Annotated in this window: 19 protein-coding genes; 9 read left to right on the forward strand and 10 right to left on the reverse strand. The window is 47.3% G+C overall.

Annotation, left to right across the window (positions count from 1 at the left end; translation table 11 throughout):
* Nucleotides 1–20 precede the first annotated feature (20 nt).
* Nucleotides 21–731: a purine-nucleoside phosphorylase gene (deoD, locus tag AC5YB1_RS06830; protein ID WP_494521212.1), complete on the forward strand. Its 711-nt coding sequence runs from the start codon at nt 21–23 to the stop codon at nt 729–731.
* A gap of 127 nt (nt 732–858) precedes the next feature.
* Complete coding sequence (locus AC5YB1_RS06835; RefSeq protein WP_494519369.1) at nt 859–2187, forward strand: IS4 family transposase; 1329 nt, start codon at nt 859–861, stop codon at nt 2185–2187.
* A gap of 191 nt (nt 2188–2378) precedes the next feature.
* On the opposite strand, the gene AC5YB1_RS06840 is transcribed toward AC5YB1_RS06835, so the two are convergent.
* A complete protein-coding gene (locus tag AC5YB1_RS06840; RefSeq protein ID WP_494521213.1) occupies nt 2379–3122 on the reverse strand; it encodes a YtjB family periplasmic protein in 744 nt (247 codons plus the stop codon).
* Nucleotides 3123–3200: 78 nt separating this feature from the next.
* Between AC5YB1_RS06840 and serB the strand changes: the two genes are divergently transcribed.
* Both serB and AC5YB1_RS06850 read left to right on the forward strand, forming a co-directional pair.
* Nucleotides 3201–4187 (forward strand): phosphoserine phosphatase SerB, encoded by a 987-nt coding sequence (gene serB / locus AC5YB1_RS06845; RefSeq protein WP_494521214.1) that lies wholly within the window; start codon nt 3201–3203, stop codon nt 4185–4187.
* A gap of 268 nt (nt 4188–4455) precedes the next feature.
* Nucleotides 4456–5394 carry an alpha/beta fold hydrolase gene (locus AC5YB1_RS06850; RefSeq protein ID WP_494521215.1) on the forward strand — a complete coding sequence of 313 codons (939 nt, stop codon included), beginning with the start codon at nt 4456–4458 and terminating at the stop codon, nt 5392–5394.
* 11 nt (nt 5395–5405) lie between these two features.
* On the opposite strand, the gene AC5YB1_RS06855 is transcribed toward AC5YB1_RS06850, so the two are convergent.
* Nucleotides 5406–7808 carry a PilZ domain-containing protein gene (locus AC5YB1_RS06855; protein WP_494521216.1) on the reverse strand — a complete coding sequence of 801 codons (2403 nt, stop codon included), beginning with the start codon at nt 7806–7808 and terminating at the stop codon, nt 5406–5408.
* 198 nt (nt 7809–8006) lie between these two features.
* Here AC5YB1_RS06855 and radA point away from each other — a divergent pair, with 198 nt between their 5' ends.
* Nucleotides 8007–9380, forward strand: a complete 1374-nt coding sequence (gene radA, locus AC5YB1_RS06860; RefSeq protein ID WP_494521217.1) for a DNA repair protein RadA — start codon at nt 8007–8009, stop codon at nt 9378–9380.
* 265 nt (nt 9381–9645) lie between these two features.
* On the opposite strand, the gene AC5YB1_RS06865 is transcribed toward radA, so the two are convergent.
* Nucleotides 9646–10131 (reverse strand): mechanosensitive ion channel family protein, encoded by a 486-nt coding sequence (locus tag AC5YB1_RS06865; RefSeq protein WP_494521218.1) that lies wholly within the window; start codon nt 10129–10131, stop codon nt 9646–9648.
* A gap of 247 nt (nt 10132–10378) precedes the next feature.
* On the reverse strand, nt 10379–10747 hold the full coding sequence (locus AC5YB1_RS06870; protein ID WP_494521219.1) for a PilZ domain-containing protein: 369 nt from the start codon (nt 10745–10747) through the stop codon (nt 10379–10381).
* 331 nt (nt 10748–11078) lie between these two features.
* Here AC5YB1_RS06870 and torR point away from each other — a divergent pair, with 331 nt between their 5' ends.
* Nucleotides 11079–11789, forward strand: coding sequence for a two-component system response regulator TorR (torR, locus tag AC5YB1_RS06875; protein WP_494521598.1), 711 nt, complete (start codon nt 11079–11081; stop codon nt 11787–11789).
* Here the strand turns inward: torR and torT are convergent.
* Nucleotides 11786–12835 carry a TMAO reductase system periplasmic protein TorT gene (gene torT, locus AC5YB1_RS06880; RefSeq protein WP_494521599.1) on the reverse strand — a complete coding sequence of 350 codons (1050 nt, stop codon included), beginning with the start codon at nt 12833–12835 and terminating at the stop codon, nt 11786–11788. The genes torR and torT overlap by 4 nt on opposite strands.
* Before the next feature lie 145 nt (nt 12836–12980).
* On the opposite strand from torT, the gene torS reads away from it, so the two are divergent.
* Together torS and AC5YB1_RS06890 are read left to right on the forward strand one after the other, a co-directional pair.
* Complete coding sequence (gene torS, locus AC5YB1_RS06885; protein WP_494521220.1) at nt 12981–15980, forward strand: TMAO reductase system sensor histidine kinase/response regulator TorS; 3000 nt, start codon at nt 12981–12983, stop codon at nt 15978–15980.
* 148 nt (nt 15981–16128) lie between these two features.
* Complete coding sequence (locus tag AC5YB1_RS06890) at nt 16129–17352, forward strand: DEAD/DEAH box helicase (protein WP_494521221.1); 1224 nt, start codon at nt 16129–16131, stop codon at nt 17350–17352.
* 56 nt (nt 17353–17408) lie between these two features.
* Here AC5YB1_RS06890 and torD read toward each other — a convergent pair whose 3' ends face one another.
* Genes torD through torE form a run of 4 tightly spaced genes read right to left on the reverse strand, consistent with a single transcriptional unit; the run spans nt 17409 to nt 21976 of the window.
* On the reverse strand, nt 17409–18059 hold the full coding sequence (gene torD / locus AC5YB1_RS06895; RefSeq protein WP_494521222.1) for a molecular chaperone TorD: 651 nt from the start codon (nt 18057–18059) through the stop codon (nt 17409–17411).
* Between the two features lie 28 nt (nt 18060–18087).
* Nucleotides 18088–20574 (reverse strand): trimethylamine-N-oxide reductase TorA, encoded by a 2487-nt coding sequence (gene torA / locus AC5YB1_RS06900; RefSeq protein ID WP_494521223.1) that lies wholly within the window; start codon nt 20572–20574, stop codon nt 18088–18090.
* A gap of 13 nt (nt 20575–20587) precedes the next feature.
* Entirely contained in the window at nt 20588–21766 is a 1179-nt protein-coding gene (torC, locus tag AC5YB1_RS06905) for a pentaheme c-type cytochrome TorC (protein WP_494521224.1), read from the reverse strand.
* Between the two features lie 39 nt (nt 21767–21805).
* On the reverse strand, nt 21806–21976 hold the full coding sequence (torE, locus tag AC5YB1_RS06910) for a trimethylamine N-oxide reductase system protein TorE (protein WP_494521225.1): 171 nt from the start codon (nt 21974–21976) through the stop codon (nt 21806–21808).
* Between the two features lie 521 nt (nt 21977–22497).
* Between torE and AC5YB1_RS06915 the strand changes: the two genes are divergently transcribed.
* Nucleotides 22498–23856, forward strand: a complete 1359-nt coding sequence (locus tag AC5YB1_RS06915; protein ID WP_494521226.1) for an NCS2 family permease — start codon at nt 22498–22500, stop codon at nt 23854–23856.
* 108 nt (nt 23857–23964) lie between these two features.
* On the opposite strand, the gene AC5YB1_RS06920 is transcribed toward AC5YB1_RS06915, so the two are convergent.
* On the reverse strand, nt 23965–24369 hold the full coding sequence (locus AC5YB1_RS06920; RefSeq protein WP_494521227.1) for a CBS domain-containing protein: 405 nt from the start codon (nt 24367–24369) through the stop codon (nt 23965–23967).
* Nucleotides 24370–24428 lie beyond the last annotated feature (59 nt).

Genomic DNA, 24428 nt, shown 5'->3' on the forward strand with positions numbered 1-24428 from the left:
AAAAAATAGGGGTTAAATAGATGGCTACACCACATATTAATGCAGTAGACGGTGCATTTGCAGATACCGTGTTATTCCCAGGCGATCCACTACGTGCTAAATACATTGCTGAAACTTTCCTTGAGAATGTTGAGCAAGTAACTGACGTGCGTAACATGCTAGGGTTCACTGGTACTTACAAAGGCGTGCGTATTTCAGTGATGGGTTCTGGCATGGGTATTCCTTCATGCTCAATCTATGCCACTGAATTAATTAAAGATTACGGTGTTAAAAACCTAATCCGTGTTGGTACCTGTGGCGCGATCAGCACCGACGTTAAAGTGCGTGATGTGATCATCGGTATGGGTGCTTGTACTGACTCGCAAACTAACCGTCTGCGTTTCAAAAACCAAGACTTCGCTGCAATTTGTGATTACAGCCTATTGAGCGCTGTGGTTAAAGCTGCCGATGCTCGTGGTACCAAGTACCGCGTTGGTAACGTGTTCTCTGCTGATTTATTCTATACGCCAGATCCAGAAATGTTTGACGTAATGGAAAAAATGGACGTACTAGGTGTCGAAATGGAAGCCGCTGGTCTATATGGCGTTGCTAAAGAGTTCGGTGCTAAGGCGTTATGTGTGGTTACCGTATCAGATCATATCCGTACCGGTGAGAAAACCTCTTCAGATGAGCGTCAAACCACTTTTAACGAAATGATTGAAATGACATTGGAAGCTGCAATTACTCTGTAATTGGCTTACCCATTATTTTAAAACGGGCCTTAGGGCTAATGCCGATCAGTTAAGCATATAAACGATCAGTTGACCGATCTTTAAAAGGCTTCAAAATCCAATATCAGAAATGATATTGGATTTTTTTATGTCTTTAGAACAAGCTTTCTGCACCGCTTTTGAATACCACCAAGAAGCCACAGCCTTTACCAATCTTAATCACTTATTGGATGAAAACATCATCCAGCAAGCCTTTGAAACTGCTGGGGTCGCCACAGTAAGAAAACGTCGCTTACCCCTTGATGCAGTTATGTGGTCTGTCATTGGTATGAGTTTTTACCGACAACAGTCTGTATGGGAGCTTGCGACTCATATGGAGTTGATGCTACCAGGTAAAAAGAAGCTCATTGCCCCCAGTGCTCTTGTTCAAGGGCGCCAGAGGTTAGGTGTGCAGAGTATGAAAAATGCCTTTCAAATGATGGCAAAACATTACTATAGCAACACTCAATTTGAGACGTGGTGTGGACTGAATTTATTAGCCGTTGATGGTGTAGTCTGGCGCACTCAGGACACCGCTGATAATCGTAATGCTTTTGGCTCACCATCAAATCAACATGGTGACACCTCATTTCCTCAGGTTCGTATGGTGTGTCATATGGAGCTCACTAGCCATCAACTGATAAATAGCGCGTTTGATGGTTATAAAACGAGTGAAATGAAGCTAGCAGAAGCGCTCATACAGTCAACTCCAGACCATAGTCTCACGATGTTCGATAAAGGTTTTTACTCCTTAAACTTGCTACATCAATGGCAACTAGGTGGTGAAGAGCGGCACTGGTTAATCCCTGCGAGAAAGGGGCTTCAGTACGAGGTTTTACACTCAAATGGCCGGTTAGATAAACAGGTGAAATTGGCAATAACCGCCCAAGCCAGACAACAAAACCCAGCGCTACCGACGCATATAGAAGCGAGGCTGGTGACAAAATCAATAAAAGGTAAGACGCATCAGGTATTAACCTCAATGGTCGACCCATTACGCTTTCCAAGTGCTGACATCGTTGAGTTATATAATCATCGATGGGAAATAGAGCTTGGCTACCGAGAGATGAAACAGACCCTACTAAACAGCGAGTATACGCTAAGAAGTAAAAAATCAGAGATGGTAGAACAGGAACTTTGGGGCTTACTACTTGGCTACAACCTGATGCGTCAAGCAATGACTGAGGCCGCGTCAAGAAAAGGAATATGGGCCAATCGCCTCAGCTTCAGTAACTGCGCGAGTACGATACTAAGTTACCTAGCAAGATTACCACTGATGAGCCCAGGAAATTTACCCAATCATTACGAGCAACTGATAGAAATGCTAGGTAACTTCGAGCTACCAACGAAACGAGAAGATAGGGTGTACCCAAGGGCTATAAAGTCAAAACCAAGCAAATATCCCCATAAAAAGAAAAATGCCAATCAGCTTAACTGACTGGCATTAGCCTTAGGGCCCGTTTTTTGTGGCCCATATAAAAGCAACTGTGTAATTGATGGGCTGATATCTATTTTCTGTACCCATATTGTTTTCATATCAGCATATTAACGGATTGACTTAGTTTGACTCTATCTAGGCATGATTGCTTGTCATATCGTTAATCTGACTTTAATCAAGCTGAGGGGACTTTAATCGGATTTGCTTGCCGGTGTTTTATCCTTATCTGGCATAGACTCTTTGGCTGAATCAGTGGCAGGTCCAGCTAACGATTTAGTGTTTGACTGTGCTTCTGCCTGCTCTACCGTCAGAGCGGCAACCAGTTTCTTATCTAGCTTGCTTTTACGCTTTAAGCGATCAAATTGAGCTCGCTTAAACGAAAGCGCCCGTGATAACAACATGCCAATCAGCCCAGCGATGATTAACATCATCTGTTGCTGCTCCATATTGAGCTGATGCGCCTCTTTAATTTCGTTAAAAAACAGTTCAGGCACTAATCGTACTTCTACATAGCCTAAATTTTTATCCCCCTGTAGCACAGCTTCAACGTAAGGTGGGTAGTCGGCTAACAAGGCCTTTAACTCTTCGGCGTCGGGATCTAAATCCTGCTTGGTGACGCTTTGGGCAAATGAGAGCCGCTGGCCTTGTTCACTATAAATTGCAGCAGACATGACTTTAGGATCCAATACTAATGCACTGGTTAACCACTGAAGTTGTTCATCATTTTGTAATTGTAATGCAGGTCCAGCGCCATAAGCAGTTTGCTGTACTAGTAATCGCGCCATCTTTTGCGTTTGGGACTTTAGAAGCTGCTGACCTTGTAGTAGGCTTGTTTCCCATAATTGAAATAGGCCCACCATAAGCGCCAGCGCAATGCCAATTTGCAGTAACCGCGATAGCCGCTGGGTTTTTTTGAGTCCTTTAATAAAAAACACTGTGTACCTGAAGATGATAAGGGTTTGATTAATCATAATTGATTATGGTTAAACCCGATAGCCGGAGATGCGATACCAATGGAAAGTCAGCACCAAAATTCACTGTTTTCGTGGCTATATGAAGAGACCAGCGATCAGTTTGAATATCAAGGCAAACGGTTTGTCCGCCATAGCGAGGCTGAAGTCCCTGATGATACTCATCGAGTTCGTTTGGTTTATGACGCCGTAGCCCTTGAGGCGCAGCTCACCGATAACCTTATGGAGCTGACTTCACTCGTCAGTATGGCGACGATCCTGCGTCCGTTAGGGCTTTGGTGTGTTGAGCTGGGTTTAAACTCGCCCTTAACTGAATTGCAGCGTGCTCTCTTATCCGCCTTGCCTAAGCTTGAGGTGATTGAGATGTCTGAGCAGCCAGTTAGATTAGATCTCCCCGGTTTATTGGTGATGGACATGGATTCCACCGCCATTGAAATCGAATGTATCGATGAGCTGGCCAAGATGGCGGGGGTCGGTGCGGCGGTGGCAGAGGTGACCGAGCGAGCCATGTTGGGCGAGCTTGATTTCGAGCAAAGCTTACGCGCTCGCGTTAGCCAGCTCGCCGGAGCCGATGCCAGCATCATAGATAAGTTATGCACCGCGCTGCCTCTGATGCCCGGTCTTGAAGCCATGATTACCCTGTTGCAAGCGCGCCAATGGCGTTTGGTGTTAGCCTCTGGGGGCTTTACCCCCTTTGTTGGCCACCTGAAAGACTTACTTGCGTTAGATGCCGCTTACGCTAATGAGTTGGTCATTGAGTCTGGTACCCTTAAAGGTGAGGTGCGCGGCACGGTAGTCGATGCTCAGTTTAAGGCCGATACAGTAGCGCGCTGCGCCGAGGAGTGGGGTATCACTGTAGGTCAGCGCTGCGCCATTGGTGACGGTGCCAACGACATTCCTATGGTGCAAATGGCCGACTTTGGCATCGCATTTCATGCCAAACCTAAATTACGTCTTGCCGCCGATGCCGCTATAGCGCATTTAGATTTGCGTGTTTTACCCTATATGTTGCTCGATCTTAGCGAGTAATAGTGAATAAGACCGGGGCGCTGCGACTGAGTATCGTCCCTATCATTCCTCCAACATGCTGATAAACGCTGGAATTGTTGGTTAGCGCTCACATTATTTATTACAAGCTCACCGTTTTAATCAGAGATTTATTGACTGATCTATAAGTTGATTTTTTTAAACAGGTGTTTACTTATCGAGTCCCCGCAGTATTGTGACCCTTAATGCTCTTGTTTTATATCTTATTTGTCAGTAGTTTAGTTTAAATTTATTTTTAGTTGATGCCATTTTGAAACTTATACAGCAATCACTTTATATTCCCTATCGTCAAGGTCAATTACACCTTAGGCAGCTTAAACGAGCCGATGCCGATATGCGTAAGCCACCCATATTGATGCTCCATGGCGCTATGTCGAATGGACGGGTGTTCTACAGCGATAGCGGCCAAGGATTAGGGGGGTATTTAGCTCAAGCTGGGTTTGTGGTGTATGTGCTGGACACTTTGGGCAGAGGCTTAAGTACACCCAAGCTCGCCGCAGGTGCTAACCATGGTCAAGGTGAGGTGATCCGTGAACAGTTACCCTTAGTGCAGCATTATATTTTGTCTCAGCATCCAGATGCGGGCAAAGTGCATTGGTGTGGTCATTCGTGGGGCGGAGTATTAATGGCTAGCGCGATTGCCCGTTTCGATTTTTTTCAGCACAGTGTGGCCTCATTACTCACTTTTGGTAGTAAGCGTGCTATCAAAGTTCGCTCATTTAAGAAGTGGTTGATGGTCGATGTGGCGTGGAATACCCTTGCACCTGCCATCGCTAAAGGCCATGGGTATCTGGCCGCGGATCGTTGGCGCATGGGGATGGATAACGAGAGTAAGGCGTCGCTAGCACAAAGTATCGATTGGGTGCAAGGTGAGTGGATAGATCATGATGATGGCTTTAATTATGCGAGAGCGGCTAAGCAGTTAGGGTCTTGCAAAGGTTGGCCAAAAGCCTGGTTTATTGCTGGTTTGGGCGATGCAGTATTGGGCAATCCTGCCGATGTGCAGCGGATGATCGCCGAATGTCACTGTCATGATGTTAACTATACTTTGTTATCTAAAGCCAACGGCTATCGGCATGATTATGGCCATGCTGACATGCTCACCCACAAAGATGCCCGCGGTGATCACTTTTTGCAGGTGCTGAGCTGGTATCAGCGTGCCAATGGCGTTGATAAGCCTTGTCGTTAAGGCATTCTAGGCTATGAGTGTTTTAAGGGGCGAGTCAGCTCATGATAGTGGTTAGGGTAGCGTAGTAACACTTCGGCGGTAATATCGAGAAACTCACCGACGCCGATGATCCGCCACATCAATTGTTCTATCTGCGTGGCCTTGTGATGTGCGTGCACGCTAATGTGTTCCAGTTCGCGCTTAATGTAAGTTAGATCTGGTTTTGCTGTCGCGCCTCGATAGATCCGCAGTGCCATAAACTTACCTAAGTTATGGCTTTGGCGGATAAAATGAATTTGAGCCGTCTCATCGCCTATCTCAGCGGCAGTAACGCACTTGAGCTTTATTCGCCCCTGCGATTGTCTTGACACTTGCACGAATACTTCAAAAAAATCCAAGCCATCTTGGGGCTTCATTTGGCGTAAGGGATCGATTAAATCACGTTTAAGACGGCCGTTATCCAGTAAGCTGGCCAGATCATATTGCAGCGATTGTTGCGTGGTGGCGGCAAACAAATCGGCAATTTCATTAGTATGTTTACTTACACCAAGCACATTTAGCATGGCTGATTTTTGAGTTTTTTCGATAAAATAAGGCACCGACGCTAATTTGCGCATGAGTAAGTTTTTTAACCCGTCGGATAACTCTTTCATGTCACCATTGGCTTCAGTTAACTTTTTAAGTTTATCGCGATTGGTTTCGATTAATCGGTTTAAAAAGGCAACGCCGACATGTTGAGTGTGACCGATTATGGCCGCTAAATGCAGAGTGATGCCATTTTTACGGGTACGAATTAATCGGTATGGTAGTTGTGACAAATTGGCTTTACCTGCCAGAGGTTGTAACTTGGGAAAGCTTAATAGCAAGGGTTCACTGCTATCAAAGTCGGTGGGATCATTTAAGTTAACCTGTAAGCCTTTACCCGAAATGTCTAAGGTAAAGCCGGATACCGATAGTTGACCTTGGGTAATGGCGACCTGAGTTTTAAACGAAAACCGCGCTTCATTGCGCCTTTCGGTAAATTGTAGCGATAAGAGCTTAATCTGGTTTTCGGTGATTTTCTGTTGGCCAAAGGGCTTGAGTTGATTGACTTCTCGTCCCTGAGGTTGCCACTGACGGTAACGTGCTAGCATCTTTTCATTGGTTAAATCGATCAGCTGTAACACATGGCTAAAACGCTTAAGTTGTGCCTCAGTTAGCGCTGAATAATGGCTGCTATCACCAGGTAAAATACTCGATTTATAAGAAGTTTGATGATCGACTTCGTGACTGACGATCTTAAAAATACGCCAACTGGATTTGCTCGCGCCAAAGTGAATAAATAGCCCCAGTAGATCTTGCTCTAGCAGCTCAGCTAAAGTAGCTGAGTAAAAAAAGATATTGCCTTGAGTTTGAAAGGTAAAGCAAAAAAACAGTGCATGAGCTTCATTATCGGGCTGAGCAATCAAAGCATTAAGCCGTGATGGTGTCAGCATACCCGACAGCTGGCTAATCTCTTTTTCATCGATAAAGAAGTGATGTAAGCGCTGGTTGTCACGACTGAGTAATTTATGGGTGACTCTATATTGCCCGCAGTGGCGCTCAACATATAAGGGTAGGTGTGGTAAATGCGGTAAGTAGTGTCGCTCAAACCCAAGCCCATTGGCGGCCACCCAAATATCGTTGATATCGACCTTGTAGCGAAATTTATAGCTGTGGATCAGCTTGCTGAGCATCTCGGAAAGGGCATCGCTACCACTGATACGCTTAAGGCGTAACCAACTGTATTCGTGATTACTCTCGACATCGACCACTTGATAGTCAACCCCTTGCTGTAAATCTTGAAAATAGTACTCGTCACTGAGTTCTAATAGTTTTACTCGCAGTGGTTTATCTGTATTGAGCCCATGATCTAGCGGTAATCGGATCCGGGCGCCACCCACGGAGAGATCCACAGTAATGCCGCTTAACTCGCTTAAGGGCGCTTGAATGACCCCGATGCGCATAGAGTAGTTCATGCGCTCTTCGCTGCGGCTAAAATAACTGCCTAATACTGCTCCAGTAGCAATATAAGGGGTTAATACCACCTCTTTCTCGACTCTATGACGAGATTTTTGGCGTCTTAATTTGTGTGCGCTCATTACCTGCTCATAGACGCCAAGGGTATAATGGCCCTGATACAGAGCTAGCGCTTGGATAAAATTGTTTTTGGCTGGGGTGTCGATATAGTGGCTCTGTTCGCCGCAGATAAACAGCTCACAGGGTAATTCTGACTTGTCTCTTAAATCGATGATGCGGGTGCATAATGAGGCTAATCGTTTGAGTTCCATCTTGAGTAAGAAACGCGTAGAGTTCGACTCTTGCGCGGTCAAATTATCGAACAGCTCATTGAAATTAGCTTCCATGAGTAAAGGTTTTAATTGTTCGATTAATGCGTTGTGTTGCTCAAAACTCATCGGCGGTATCTTTTTAGAGTACGAAATGATTCAGTGACGGCTAATATGGTATCGGCAATTAGTCGAAAAACTTGATAGTCTTCTGTTTATTAACAACAAAACTTTTGGCGCGAGCACTGATGATTATTGAAACAGTGTAAGGCATTAGGGTCGGCCAGTGCGACTGATTTATATCGAAATACGACATTAGAATTGATTATGGCTAAGAATAAAACAGCGTATGTGTGTAACGAGTGTGGGCAAGACTTTCCCCGTTGGCAGGGGCAATGCAGTGCCTGCCAAGAGTGGAATACCATTACCGAGGTGCGATTAGCTCCAAGTAAATCGGCTAAAACGTCGGTATCGGGTTACGCCGGTGCGGTGGGCGGTGGCTCGAAAAAACTCAGTGAAGTGGAGGAGTTTGAAGCCAAAAAAATGCTCACCGGCATCGGAGAACTTGACCGAGTGTTATGTGGCGGCCTAACCACGGGCTCAGTGAATATCATTTCAGGCGATCCTGGTGCGGGTAAAACCACCATATTGTCCGATCTGGTGTCACGTATGTCGCAGTTTATGCCGTCACTCTACTGCACAGCAGAAGAGTCGCTGTCGCAGTTTAAAAACCGGGTTAATCGTCTCAAGTTAAACTGCAATGAAGATAACTTATACCTGATGGCTGAAACCAGTGTTGAGTCGATTATTGCCGAGCTTGAGGCCAAGCAAGTAAAGTTTGCGGTGATCGACTCTATTCAGGCGGTGGTGACCGACTTAGCCAATGGCAGTCCAGGCTCGCCTTCGCAAGTCAAAAGTAGTGCTCAGGCGCTGACACAGTATTGTAAGCAAAATAACGTCACCATGTTTTTGGTGGCACATGTGAATAAAAACAATGAAACGGCAGGGCCGCAAACCCTGATCCACATTGTCGACTGTCTAACCCATTTAGAGTGCAATGATGGGCAGGTACGTACCCTCAGGGCCAATAAAAACCGTTTTGGTGATGTCGATACCGTGGGTATTTTTAAGATGACCGAGCGCGGTATGATAAGCGTGGATAATCCCAGCGAAATCTTTCTGTCGGGCTCCACGACCGACTCGCCGGGAGCAGCCATTACCTGTATCCGCAAGGGTAATCGTAACTTGTTGTTAGAAATCCAATGTTTAACCACAGAAACAGAGGGCGAGTTCCCCCAGCGGGTGTGTGTTGGTTTGAATATGAACCGCATTAAGATGCTCACCGGCATATTGCGTAAGCATACCCGCACTAAGATTTTCCATGACACCTATTTTAATCTCGTTGGCGGATTAAAAATCGATGAGTCAGAAACCTGTATCGATTTAGCCTTGGTTGCGGCATTGCTGAGTAGCTTAAATGATTTTGTGGTGCCCAGAACCACCTGCATCATGGGTGAGCTGAGCCTCAATGGCGATGTGCGCCCCATAGATAGTGGTGTTCCACGGGTGAAAGAGGCGGTGCAACATGGGTTTACTGAGATCTATATTCCGTTTCGAAATTATCATAAATCGATGGAAGGCTTAGGAGCTAAGATCCACCCAATAAAAACGATCCATGAGCTACTCGAGTTGATTAACTAGTGGTTTATCAAATAACTGGTTATATCAATTGACTCGCAGATTGTGCTGGCAAAGGGGAGCGAATCGCTTAAGTGATTGCGCGTGACATCAAAGTGACGCGCAGTTACTGGATAAGCCAATTCTAATCTAAATTGAAACTGAGTTCAGTCACAGGGCTGAGCTCGCAAGAGGGGCATTCAAGCCGATGCAGTGACGCCGATGTGATGTTAGCAAGTCATCAATTGTCACCGCAGGGCTACTTTGGCTATGGCTATTCAGAGAGAGGCTATTCAGATTCGCAGCTGGCTTGCGGCTCAATAATCGACAACTTATTACTTAAAATCAGCGAATTAGGAATTAAGTGAGTCACCCCATCTCCTTTAATGGTGATATAACGTAAGTTCAAGTCAATCACTGTACCTTTAGAACCCGTTACTTCAATGGTATTGCCCATTCTTATGGGTTTATAAAGTACTATCATTATCCCGGCGACTAAGTTTGATATCGCATCTTTTAAGGCGAAGCCAAGCGCAAAGCCTGTTAATCCTAAGCCTGCCACTAACGCGCCTACATCAAAGCCCATCTTTGACAGGGCTAATATGCTACCAATAAAAAGTAACATGGCTTTTTGCGAGTTAGAGATTAATCGAAATGATTCAGACGCTGTCGAATCGAACCGAGTCTCGATTTTTTTTAGTAGCTTATCAATGGCTAGACTTAATACAAAAAATGCGGCAAAAACCAGGAGGGCGAAGATGATCTGTTGGCTCATTTAATCTGCTCATTTTATTAAAATAATGCCAGCTAATGCTGGCGAAGTAACCCTAATGCACAGTGTAAATGGCTTAAGCAAAACACTAAAGTGATTTTTAATCTTGTATTATCACTCAATAGCGAATTGCCAAGGCGCCTTACGGAGCTCACTCACTCAATCACTCACTTTAATTATGGGCTGAACACTTATGTTTTTGTACCCTTCAACTGGGCTAAGGCATTCACCTGAGGCTGCTACTCACGATTTAAGTTTGCTCGTGCACTTTAACAAACAGTTTAAGTTCACGATTGAGTAGTTCAGCATCCCCCAAGTTAAGTTCTAACATTCGCCGTAAGTGACTGATGCTGTCGAGGTCGATAAACAGGCAAGACAACCCCAGGAGATCATCTTGTCGATGGCTTAATTGGGTTTCCATCGACACCACCATATCTGAGTCGCCTAAGGTAAAGCTTAATTGCAGTGGCTGGTCGTTCAGCGACAACCCGTCTGGTTGTTCTACAAGAGCGCCATTGAGGCTGAGATCATGGATTGTGGTTGGCCAGGTGGTCTGTCCCTGAGTGAGTGTTGCTTTCGCTTCATATAAGATCCGCGAAAATTGGCGTCGTTCATTCATTATCTGTCCTTAACTGCCTTAAACATTGCACTGGCTGGCTTTAGCCTACTAACTAAGCATAAGCTAACATGGGCTAGCTGTAAAAATCTTGTTTTATATCGATATTTTTCATTTGTTTAGTTGATTTAGTCAACGCTTAGGTTAGGCGCATTTTGTGGGGCATGTCGATATTAACGACAGTGTATTGCCTGAGGGGATTCAAAACGCTTCTTGCTTAGGTTCGCAGTTTTACAATATTACTAATATGCTTATATGCATATATGAAAAATTATGAATAATGTCGTTATCAGGCGATAAACCGATTTAGGGCGGGCAAATGGCTCATTCTCTTATGATTAATACAGTGCTGGTGGTTGATGACGAGGCGGTCATTCGTGCTCGGTTAAAAGGCTATTTTGAGAAAGAGGGCTATCGGGTGATTGAGGCTGAAGATGGCGAGCAGATGTGGCAGCAATTTTCGAGTCAACATGTTGATTTAGTTATGTTAGACATTAACCTTCCCGGTGTTGATGGCTTGAGTTTAGCGCGCGAGCTCAGAAGTCGCTCCGATGTGGGGATCATCTTAGTGACCGGGCGTGATGAAGCCATTGACAAGATCATCGGCCTCGAAATGGGGGCCGATGATTATGTGACCAAGCCCTTTGAGTTACGTGAACTACTGGTACGAGTCAAAAACCTGCTTTGGCGTATGTCATTAGTTAAAAAAGCCCAGCAAGAGACCATTGCCCAGTTAGAGTGTAAAGATGATGTGATGGAGTTCGAGGGCTACACCTTAGAACTCAACAGTCGTAAATTAAAGTGCGGCGATGAGATCATCAAACTCACTAAAGCCGAGTTTGAGCTATTAGTTGCGTTTTCGTTACACCCTCAGCAAGTGCTATCGCGCGAGCGCTTGATGCAGCAAACCAGCCATCGTAATCAAGATGTGAATGACAGGACCATAGATGTCATTATTCGTCGGCTGCGCAATAAACTGCATCCAGAGTTGTTTGTGACTGTCCATGGTGAAGGGTATCTGTTCTCTGCCAAAGTCGACAACTAGTTGTCGACGTGCTTCAGCGCTGTAACCCGATAGATGGGATAAAAGTCGGCAGGGGCCAAACTGTGACGCAGTTGATTAGCTGAGGGTACCTCTTGGTGTAAACCGATAATTTTAGGACCGATATCACCAAAGGCTGCGGCGCCTTGTAGTTCTCGCACCACTATATCGATGGCGAGTTTTCCCTGTAATACCACCTGATCATCGGCGCTAAAAGCCACTTTGTGTCGATAAAGCCCTCTAAGGATCGCGGGCGATAGGTAGCTGCTGACTAGAGTGACCTTGGTATCGAGTTGTTGCTGTTGCAATGCGCCTATCGCCGCTTCAATGGCCACCGCGCTGCCTAGAATAAAGTCAGGCATATGGTCTTTGAGTAAATGATGCAGTTGGTCTCGGTATAAATTGCGATTATTATCGGCATGGCGATTCGATGATATGGTCACTGGGCTATCGGCTAGAGCGTCAATAACGCCTTGCTCTACCCAAGTGGTGCCGCCCACTTTTTCGGGGCCTGTGAGCAGTGCCAAACGTATGTTGGTCTTCGATGGGGCTTTGGTCAACAATTGCCGGATATAGTCGCCGCCAGTCCAGCCCATCTGATACCAGTTGACCCCTATGCGAGTGGTTACCAACTCACTGTCGAGGCGATTGACGAGCGCAATAATCGGCTTATTGACCGGTCCTTGGTAACCTCGCAGCAATAGCGGATCGACACTACCCAGTAATACGGCGTCGAAAGGGGATTGCATGCAGTGTTCAAGTTGTGCCAATTGGCGGTCTTTATCGTAATAACTACCCGCTTCAAATAATTCGAGTTCGATACCCAGTTGTGTGGCTTGGGTGACGAGTCCATAATCTATGCCTATCCAATAGGCATCTTTAAGGTGCGGCACTAACACACAGACGCGCCAAGGTTTTTTAGACGATAATAAAGCGGTGTGTTCAAGAATGCTTGTCTGTTGCAGCTTGGCATTAAAGGGACTGCGCTGTTCGAGTATCCATGGCCTATGATTGGCCGCAGTTGCCGAATAACTTAACCATATCAACATTAATATGAGATGAAGTAAGGTTTTTGTTAGGCTGCTCATAAGGTAATGCTCATCGATAGAGAATAGAGGAGAGCTCATGGTCGCCGTAGCTATCTACGCCATGGCGTAACGTTTATCATTGTAGTGTAACAGTTTGAGGAGTGTTGTGGGCGCGTTATCGTTATCAAGCAAAAGCTTAGTTGGCCGTTTAATGGTTGCGTTTAGCCTACTAGGTTTGCTGTTATTATTGCTCGTTACCCTAGGCAGTGTATCGCTTTATTGGGTTAAAGAGGCTGACCAATACCTCTATGAAGAGGCATTACCAGCCTCCGAAGCTGCGCGCCAATTAATGCAGTCTTCCAATGCCTTACTGGATAACGCTCAAGGTTTAAAGCAGGTTGAAGAGGAAACGCAGCGAGCATTTTTAGGTCGAAAGTTATCATTAGAAGGCAGTAACTTACTGGGGGCTATTGCGCGCTTAAAGACGTTAAATGTCGAAGACGATCGCCTTTTAGAGCTTGCCGCGGGCGACATTTTACGTGATTTATCGCAATTAGGCCGTCAAGTGGGTGAGCGTTTAATTTTGGCTAAAAAACTAAGTGAGCAGGGGCAAGCACTAACAGACGCCGCCAGCCGTGCCATTGAGCTGCTAGAGGCTGAGCTGGCCATTGTGGACTCGGCGGTATTGGCCAAGCTAAGTTTGGCCTATCCACAAGTCGTGGGGGAGTTACAAACGGCACACCTGCTTGATACCATAATAGAGCAAGATCTCGATATTCAAGAACGACTTAATCGTGCCTTAGCCTTAGTGCATCATATCGCTCTGGTGGGACAGTTACTTCAGTCACCCGAGCAGCAACTAGGCTTAAATAAGGTGCTGACCAGCATGTCCAATCTGGTGCCTACAACGCGTAAAGTGTATCAAGTTGAGCCTATAACACTGGCGGATTCGGCGCAGATGTTGCCATTCACGCAGATAAATATGATGCCGCTGGAGCTCTTAAAGGGGTTGATACGCGATCCTAGGCGCGCCGTGGAACTAGATAAAGAGTTAACCATTTTACGCGGTGTGAGCCAAGGGCTCGCGTTGCAGCAAAACTATGGTCAAGTATTAGCGCAGCAAAATCAGCAGCTATTCAATTTGACGGAAAAACTGGCGCAGTTAAATAGTGCGGTTGACGAGGCCATGCAGGCACAGCAGGCTAAAGCCGCCGAGGCGCGGCAGCAATTTTTACAGCAACTGTCTTGGGCTAAAGCCGGGTTATGGAGTACGGGCTTATTGATGTTGATCTTAATGCTGCTGGTGGTCTATCGGGTGATTTACCGTGGTATTGCGCTGCGTTTAAATGAGGCGACCTATGCGCTGTCTCGCCTCAGTCGCGGTGATACCTCGGTCGCGTTAGACCCACACGGTGATGACGAACTCACCGCCATGGCATCCGCTATCGAAGTGTTTAAGCAAAAGACGCGGCATAATCAGAAGCTGCAAGCTGAGCTTATTCAGCATAAAGCCTCGCTGGAAAAGACCATTCAAGCTAGAACTCAGCAGCTCGCCGAGGCGAACCGCCAGCTCGATGCCGAGGCCAAAGGGCATAGCGCGGCAAGGGTGATAGCCGAGGAAGCCAGTAAAGCCAAATCGCTATTCTTAGCCACGATGAGCCATGAAATTCGCACGCCGCTCAATGGATTATTAGGCACTTTAACCTTGCTGGGACAATCACCGCTGCCCACGGCGCAAAAACAGATGTTGGCCTTGTCGCAATACAGCGGCACGCTGCTGCAAACGGTATTAAATGATATTTTGGATTTTTCACGTTTAGAGCAAGGTCAGTTTAATAATGAACCGCGTCCGGTCGCCTTGCCTGCGCTGCTCGACGATATCGTGGCCATTATGTTAGCCGGCGCCGGATTATCTGGTTTAGCTCTCAGGCTCGAGAGTGACAATGTGCCTGATTGGACGTTGCTTGATGGGCCTAAACTGCGCCAAGTGTTGTTTAACTTATTGGGCAATGCCATCAAGTTCACTCCCGAGGGTGGGATCATCTTACGAGTCCGCGCACAGGAAAATCGGCTCTATTTTGAGGTGGCCGATACTGGCGTTGGCATCAGTGATGAGGGGAAAGCACAACTTTTTAAAGTGTATAGTGACTTGCCAAATCAAGGTCGCTCGCGCGGAACCGGGCTAGGGTTAGCCATCAGTAAAGAGCTGGTGGAGGTGATGAATCAAGGCGCAAGCGAACACGCCGCGAGCGAGCACACCACATTATGGGTGCAAAGCGAGCAAGATAAAGGCAGTGTATTTGGTTTTAGTGTGCCATTTATTAACTGTGAGCCGGCGGTTGAGGCCAGCGGCGAAATCATCAAAACCGTGTTAAAGCAGCGAGTGCTTGTCGTTGAGGACAACAAGGTTAATGCCATGGTGGCGCAAGGCTTTTTAGCCCATTTAGGGCATGAGGCCGTACTGGCGACCAGCTGTGCACAAGCGCTCAATTGCTATTATGCTGACGCGCGTGGTTTCGATGCCGTTATGCTTGATATTCAGCTAGGTGATGGTTCGGGATTTGAACTACTGAGGCAATTGAAACCTGACAATGACACCAACATATCATCGGTAACGTTTGCGGCATTTACGGCGCAGATCCAAAGCGAGGATGTTGTCAGTTATCAGCAAGCGGGTTTCGATGTGGTATTGGCTAAACCGCTCAATATGCAAGCCTTGATGAGTTGGATTGGTGTGGTTGCAGTTAAAGATACACCACACACGCCTGATGAGGTTGTTATACAAACTGACGGGCAGCAAGATAGTGAGGTAATAGCAGGGGATGCAACCCTGCCGCACCCGTTACTCAATCAGCGCCAGCTAGATGAAGATAGGCAATATATAGGTAAAGCCACCCTAGTTGAGATGTTTACCTTGTTTCAAAGCTCGAGCCGCGAGCAGCTTGCCCGCTTGAGCGTGTTACCCGAAGACGCCGCTAAATGGCTGCATGGGTTAAAGGGCAGCAGCGCGAGCATGGGCATGTTGGCGTTGATGCAGCGGTGCCAATTACTCGAAGCGCAACTGGCTGCGGGAACTGCTTTGACTCTTGAGCAGTATCAACAGCTAGAAGCCTTATGGCTAGCCTCGTTAGCTGCCATGACCGCTGAGTTGGATAAAGAGGCGTAATGAAACACAGTGCCAGCGTTGCAGCAGCCTTAACGGGAGAGGTGGCTTACAGCGGGCGTAAATCTGGTAAACTTGACGCTTATTGATTGTCTCTTACTCGTTACTTATTGTTTTTACGCTTGTATCTGCAAGCAACAGGTTGATTTGAATGCAATTTGCTCAGTTAGATTTACATCCATCATTACTCCGCGCGCTGACACTCTTAGGCTTTGCTCAGCCAACGGCGATTCAGGCCGCCGCCATCCCGGCCATTTTAGCGCAGCAAGACATACTCGCCTCGGCGCAAACGGGCACAGGTAAAACCGCCGCATTTGTGTTGCCGATATTGCAACAGCTGCTGGCGCAGCAGGATGACGGGAGTCACTCACCCGTGGCGATTAAGGCGCTCATTTTAGTCCCAACACGCGAGCTGGCGCTGCAGGTGCAAGCGAGTGTACAAGCCCTTGCGCAGATGACGTCATTGCGCAGCGCCGTTGTGTATGGTGGTGTCAGTATCGATGCTCAGCAAAGCCAATTACATCAAGGTGTTGACCTGTTAGTTGCAACCCCAGGACGGTTACTCGACCACCTACGCCGCGGCGGATTGAGTGTGGACGCGGTCTCATACCTGGTGTTTGATGAAGCTGACCGCATGTTGGATATGGGCTTTATGGATGAGATAAACGCCGTGATGGCGCAGCTGCCAAGCACTCGCCAGACCTTGTTATTTTCAGCAACCCTTGACGATAGTGTGCTGAGCTTTAGTCGCAATCTGCTGCGCAGCCCCCAACGTATCGAGGTCGACGCCCCTCATAGTGCGGCGCGCGACATAGAACAACGGGTTTATGCGGTCGATAGTGATAATAAGTTCGCTCTACTCAGCCATCTTATTCGTCAAGGTCAGTGGCAGCGGGTTTTGGTGTTTAGTCGTAAAAAGATCGCTGCCGATAAGTTAGCTCAGCGCTTAATTGATGCGGGTATCATGGCTAGGGCACTTCATGGTTCATTGTCGCAAGGCGGGCGAGAGCAAGTGTTGCAAGCATTTAAGGCTGGCGATATTAATGTGTTGGTGGCGACCGATGTGGCCGCTCGTGGTATCGACATTGCCTCGCTCGATCATGTGGTTAATTATGAGTTACCGTTTGCGGCGCAAGATTATGTGCATCGCATTGGCCGTACTGGGCGAGCCGGACAAAAAGGAGTGGCTATTACCCTGTATAGCGAGGAGGAGGATGCCTTACAGCTCGAAGAGGTCGAAGCCCTATTAGACAAGCGTTTGCCGCAGCAGTGGTTGCCAGGGTTTGAGCCCGATCTGACTAAAATGGCGCCGTTGGCGGGTAAGCAGGGGAAGTCGGCGCAGAAACGCCGCGCTAAACGCCGTGGTCGCGGCTGAACAGTACCTATAAAAAAGCGCCGCAGAAGCGGCGCTTTTTTTCGTGTTGTGCTGATTTAATGCGATTGTGATGCGGCTAGCGTTTCACAATCAACCTTGACCCAATGGGTGGTTAAATGGGCCAATGCGGTATAAAACTGACCATTATCGCACTGGCTCACTTTGTCGCTAAACGTCTTTAACCAACTATTAAGGTAATTGTTGATAAACGCCTGTTGTGTGGTGCTATCGGCTCGTTCAGCCTGATGGGCAACATAGGCTAAGATCACCGCCAGATGATCTGCAGGCTCAGGGAATTCACTCTGAACCTGTAACTGACTCTGTTCTAAATGGTCGAGCATCTGTTGATGTTGCTCGCCAAACAGCAGTACGTCATCATCGTCTTGCTTATCATTGGCCATATACAGGCTAGCGTATGGGCTGGCGCTATGTTTAGTGCCGACCAAAAACAGGCCGCAATAGTCCGCAGCCAGTTCCAGTAGGGCTTTATCTGTGGTTAAACCTAACAATACCGCGTTGATCTTAGCCACATCGGCGCCCAACAGTGGATCGCTTGCCAGCTGTGCCAAGAAGGCTTGCGCCTGCGCACTGGTCAGTTCATGCAATAGTGGCTGGTCGACCTCTTTAGCAAATAATGCCGACAGTAAGCGATAGACCATGGCTCTGCCCTGATTAACGTTATTGTCCTGTGCGTTGCTGTTATTCATTGCTGTCTCCTTGGCGTTGGCCATTGTCTTAAATTGCCGTTTCGATAGGGCCACTAAACGAGCTGACCTCAGGCACTTTACCTTGGTAGCGCTCAAATTCGACCAAACAGGTGTAGGCCGAGCAGGCTTGGGCCAATTTTGAGGTACCGATATCGAGGGTCAAGGTATTGGGGTCACCATAGCTGCACAATGCGCCAATTTCGTTGCCGCCTTGCTTGCTACCATCTTTACCGACCGGGCCATACCAGGCACCTTCTTGGATACGCACCACCCCTTGAGGGAAGCGGTTAGACACCACCGCACCAGCCAGTAACTGACCTCGGCCGTTAAATACCCGCACAATATCGCCATCGTTAATGCCGCGCTGCTTGGCATCGAGTGGATTGATAAACACTGGCTCACGACCCTGAACCGTATAGGTTTCTCGGTATTGCTCTGACTCACACATCTGCGAATGTAAGCGATGGTCAGGGTGGCATGATTGCAGCCAAATCGGGTGTTTATCCGAACCAGGGCCGCCATGGCTGCGCTCTGATTTTTCTATCCAGGTGGGGTGACCGGGGCAATCATCGTAATTATATTGCGCTATTTTACGACTGAATATTTCAATTAAGCCCGAAGGTGTACCCAGTGGATTGATTTCAGGATCGTCTCTAAAGTCAGCGTGACGTGTCCACGGTTCGCCCTCGCCAAAGTGGACATAACCTTGCTTCCAGAAGGTGTCAAAGTCAGGCATGGCAAAACTACCATCGTTATCGGCCTTACAGTCGTTATACAGCTTTTTGAGCCAGTCAAATTCACTCATGCCGCGAGTATACTGTTCACCTTTGCCTATCAGAGTGGCAAAGCGGGTGAAAATTTCAAAATCTGACAAGCTTTCATACAATGGCTCAACCATCTTTTGCATCGCCAAGACCCCGCGATTAGCATAACTGCCGTACACATCTAGATCGTTGCGCTCAAAGGTAGTACAGGCTGGCAGCACGATATCAGAGAAGCGGCAAGTGGCTGTCCAGTTAGTATCTATGGTGACGACACATTCGAGTTTGTGAAATGCACGTTTCATGCGGTTACGATCTTGGTGGTGATTCCAAGGGTTATTACCGGAAAATACCATCATCTTAATGTCTGGATAGGTAACCTTAGAACCATTAGCTTCAATGGTTTTCCCAGGCTCTAAAATGGCATCAATCCAACGTGCTACCGGGATAGTGCTACTGGCGCCCTTAAAGTCATTGTTATCAAATAACGGCTTTTGGCCTTCATCTAGGTTACGCGGAAACGCGCCCGGCGCCGCGGCACCCGATGAGGGCACACCAATACCCGAATAGTGATGACCATAGCTGATACCTCCGCCCGGTAAGCCAATTTGGCCTATCATGGTGGCGAGTACGGCGGCCATCCAATAGGGTTGCTCGCCATGTTGTTGGCGTTGAATACACCAACCCATCATAATTTGGGTGCGCCCCGCAGTCATCACTTTAGCCAGATCGCGGATGATCTCCTGGCTAACGCCGGTGATCTTACTGGCCCACTCGGGGGTTTTCGCTACGCCGTCTGACTCACCCATAAGGTAGGGGAGGAATTGATCGAAGCCTAAGCTATAGCCTTCGATAAACTGTTTATCATGCAGGTTTTGGCTCACCATCTCATGGGCGATACCCAGCATTAAGGCGACATCGGTTTGCGGATTGACATATAACTGCTCACAACCCAAGTATTTTTGGGTTTTGGTGACCACAGGATCTATGCTGATCACTCGGATCTTGCCTTGTTTCACTTTTTCTTTAAGTTGCGCAAGGTAAGCAAATGACTCATGAGTCTCGGCGTTCCAACCCACTTGCAGATTTTTATAGGGATCATTTGACCATAAAATAATGGTGTTGGATTCTTGTAAGATCAGCTCCCATGAGGTGCCCTGTGCATAAACCTCGGTCGAACCGAGCACATAAGGCATGATGGTTTGACCGGCTCCGGTTGAGTAGTCACCGATTTTTTTGATGAAGTTACCGTGCATACCCACAGCGCGTTGCATATGGCTGGTACAAGAGTGCAGTTGGCCTGTGGCGCGCCAGCCCGTTTGGCCAGCGTGTAGGCCTGAGGGACCATATTTGGTTTGCACTTCATCGAGTGAATCTTTAAACAGTGATAAGGCCTTATCCCAGGTCACACGTACAAAGCGAAAATCACCACGTTGGCTGGTGTCACTCTTGTGGCCGTTAAGCAAAAAGTCTAAGCGCACCATAGGGTAACGAACCCGAGATGGATTGTAGACCAAGCCTTTAATACCGTTAATCATATCGGTTGGATATTGGTCTCGGTCAAATGGGATCACCTGATCGATAACGCCATTTTTACGCTTCATCTTAAATGCACCAAAGTGCGACCCGGTTGTTAACCAGCCATCATTGGCGCCTGTGTTGGCGAGGGCATTAAGGGGGGCCAATACTGACGCACCACTGAGGGTCACATAAGAGGTGGCTGCAAGGCCCTTAAGAAAATCTCTTCTGTTCATGTTGATATCCTTTTTAGTGCGCCGACTTATCGAAAGTAGATGAATGTTCTTGCAAGTATTTTTGTACTAACGCTTGAGTGTCTTGGTCCATGTTGACGAACGCTATCATGCCTTGGAACATGCCTGGCCAAGTGTTGGCATCGAAATGCGCTTCGTCTGGTTGGGTATGACAGACGCTACAACTGGTGGAGTAGGTCTCACGTGCGTAGTCCCACAGGGGTTGTAAATCTTTGACGAGGAAATCTTTTTCGGTCCAAATCTTGGCTTCGACTCGTTGCCATTGCAGCCCTGTCATCGGATCTTCTTTCTGCTCGAACACCTCCATGACGCCTTCTTCCAGTGCGGCTTCTTTTGACAGTTGCGCCGACAAGATATTGAGACCAAAATCGAAGTAGATCACCCGTCCCGCGCCCACTTTCTTACGCCAGCCGTCGATGCCGACTTTAACGCGATCGCCTTGGGTTTCGAGTACGGTCACTTTAGTGGCGATATTCAATGTGCCGGCTTCGACATCTGTGGTGCCATTAAAATAGAGTGGTTTAGTCAGTGCGGTGAAGTAGGTGTCACCCACTTGTAGGCTGCTTTCGCCAGAGCCCACTTGGGCGATGAGTTCAGGTGCACGTGAGGTGCCCATATCAGGTAGTTTGTGAGCAATACCTTTATGGCAATCGACACAGCTTTGATCCATTTCGGCTGCGCGTTTCATCTGTTTTTGCGCCAGTTTTGACATGCTTTCCCATTTCATTGAGGCATAGTCGTGGCAATTTTTACAGGCTAGCGAGTCATCGCGATCGAATCGTTTCCATTCGCGGCTGGCCATTTCAAGTCGCTTAGCTTCAAATTTTTCATCTGTGTTGACCGTTTGCAGTAACCAACCCCAGACATCGTGAGAGGCTTCCATTTTACGGGCAATTTTACGCGTCCAGTTGTGTGGTACATGGCAGTCAGGGCAGGTGGCGCGCACCCCTGAGTGATTTGACCAGTGCACCGTTTGTTGCAGCTCTTGGTAAGGCTTACTTTCCATGCTGTGACAGCTAATGCAAAAGGCTTCGGTATTGGTCATTTCCAGTGCGGTGTTAAAACCACCCCAGAAAATAATGCCCATGAGAAAGGCTGATAAACTGATGGTACCTAAGGTGAGGTACTTGGCGGGCTTGTTGAGCGTACGCCAGATAGTAATAAACCACTTCATAACAGCATCCTTAAAAAATAGATCAGGTAATTATTTAACTTAGTGTGAGACGACGCCGCCGAACGCTTGGATCATCCAAATGACAAAGCCATAAGCCCCTATGCCGCTGACCGTTAAAATGGGAAACAGTAAAAAAATGATGAAGCCCAGCGCCTTAAGTTCTTTGGATTTCACCTGACTGGGTTTAGTCGCTAACTCTTGCTCTGCCATGATCTGCTCTCTTAGTGGTGATCTTTGTCTATGGCTACAATATTAGAGGAGGGTTGTTAACGGCTGTCACACTTGGGATGAATGAACATCGACAACTTATGAAAAAATATGAAAATTAATTTTGAACATCACAGCAATTGCCCACTGTTACTGTTAATCATCTGGTTTTAAATGGATTAAATTGACATGTGCATCTAAAAAATCGCTACGATCAGGTGTGCAGAAGCTGCTTTAATCACAACAGGTACAGGAAGCCTTGGCCTATGTGATAAATATCTGCTGATTTGTTAATTTGCGCTAGTTTATCGCGCCAGATTTCCTGTAAAATTCGCGCCAATCAAGGTTGTGTTGGCGCTCGATTATGCCGAGCTTCGCTAGGTGCTGCATTTTTGTTCCCTCATTATGCCGCGCACAATAAGGTACATCATAAGTACTCTGTGGTTCTTTAATCCGATAGTGTTGAACGGGATCCTCACTGCCATAACCTTGTCAAACTAAGCGCACAATAAAGGTAAATAATTATGAAGTCTGAACAGACTCTCGATACCCCTGCTGTACCTACAAGTTCGATGTTGGATCGTTTTTTTACTATTTCTGCCCGTGGCAGTAGCATAAAACAAGAAGTGATTGCCGGGTTTACCACCTTCTTGGCCATGGTTTACTCGGTCATAGTGGTGCCTAATATGCTTGGTACCGCTGGCTTTGATGCTGGCGCAGTATTTATTGCGACCTGTTTAATCGCCGCTTTTGGTTCGTTGTTAATGGGGCTGTGGGCTAACCTGCCAATGGCGATTGGCTGTGCCATCTCATTAACCGCTTTTACCGCGTTTAGCATGGTATTAGGCCAAGGGATCTCGATTCCGGTCACGTTAGGCGCCATCTTTTTAATGGGGATAGTGTTTACGTTAGTGAGCGTGACGGGGATTCGTCAGTGGGTACTAACCAACCTGCCTAAAGGGATTGCCCACGGTACGGGTATCGGTATCGGCTTATTCCTTTTGCTTATTGCCACTAACAGTGTGCAGCTTATCGTCGCTAACGATGCGGGTTTACCGGTGAAGTTGGGCGATATCCATAGCTTACCTGTGCTTGCGACCGTTATTGGCTTGGCGGCGACCATTGGCCTTGAGCGCCGTGGTGTGCCAGGTGGCATTTTGTTGGTGATTATCGCGCTGTCGCTATTTGGCCTTATGTTTGACCCTTCGGTGACCTATCAAGGCTTGTTTGCTTTGCCGGATCTGATGTCTGAACAATCGTTGATCGGTCAGCTCGATATAATGGGGGCGTTAAACCCCTTAGTATTACCTATCGTACTCGCGTTAGTGATGACAGCGATTTTTGATGCCACAGGCACTATCCGTGCGGTGGCGGGTCAAGCCGAATTACTCGATAAAGACGATAATATTGTTGGTGGTGGTAAGGCGCTCACCTCTGACTCTGTGAGCAGCATCTTTGCTGGTGCTGTGGGCGGCGCGCCCGCTGCTGTGTATATCGAGTCGGCTGCAGGGACCGCCGCTGGTGGTAAAACTGGCCTGACAGCGACCATTGTCGGTGTGCTATTTTTACTGATGATGTTCTTGGCACCACTGAGTTATTTAGTGCCTGCTTACGCCACAGCGCCTGCGCTAATGTATGTCGGATTGTTGATGTTGAGCAATGTGACCAAGCTTGATTTTAACGATAAAGTCGATGCTATGGCTGGACTAACTTGCGCAGTGTTTATCATTTTAAGCTGTAACATTGTCACAGGGATCATGTTGGGCTTTGTCACCTTAGTGATAGGCAGACTGTGCAGCGGCGAATGGCGTGCCATCAAGCCGGGTGTGTTAGCGATCACTATCGGTCTGGTGGTTTTCTATCTCGGTGGCTGGGCAATTTAAGCGCTTATCCATATCATAACCTGCCTAAATTTGTTGCTGTAGCTGAATTGCCCCTCAGCGCAGCGCATAAAAAGGACCCCAAAAGACGAAATATCCTTTCGTCTTTTTTTATTGGCTGTAAGCGCGCAGCAGATCTTTCCAGGTGACGATGCCGACAATCTTATCCTGAGATAATACTGGCAGTGAGCCAATATTATGTTGCAACAACAAATGAGCCGCCGCTTGTAAGGAGCAATCTGTTGTGGTGGTGATAGGGTTGCGCGTCATCACTTGGTGTGCGCGTCGCTGCAGGGTTTCAGCATCACGTTCGGTTGCGTTGATGGCGCCAATATGGGGGCTTAATGTGCGCAGGTAATCTCGCTCAGATAACACCCCTTGTAGTTTATCGTTTTCAATCACCAATAGATGATGAAACGGCGCACTGTCAAAAATCTCTTTGACTACGGTAAGACGGTCATCCATGTCGATAGTGGCGACTCGGGTACTCATAATATCGGCAACGGTGACGCTCATAGTCTACTCCCTCATGTTGATGTTATTTATAACAGACAATTAACCGTTCAACAAATCAA

This window comes from Shewanella sp. 433, assembly GCF_059338565.1.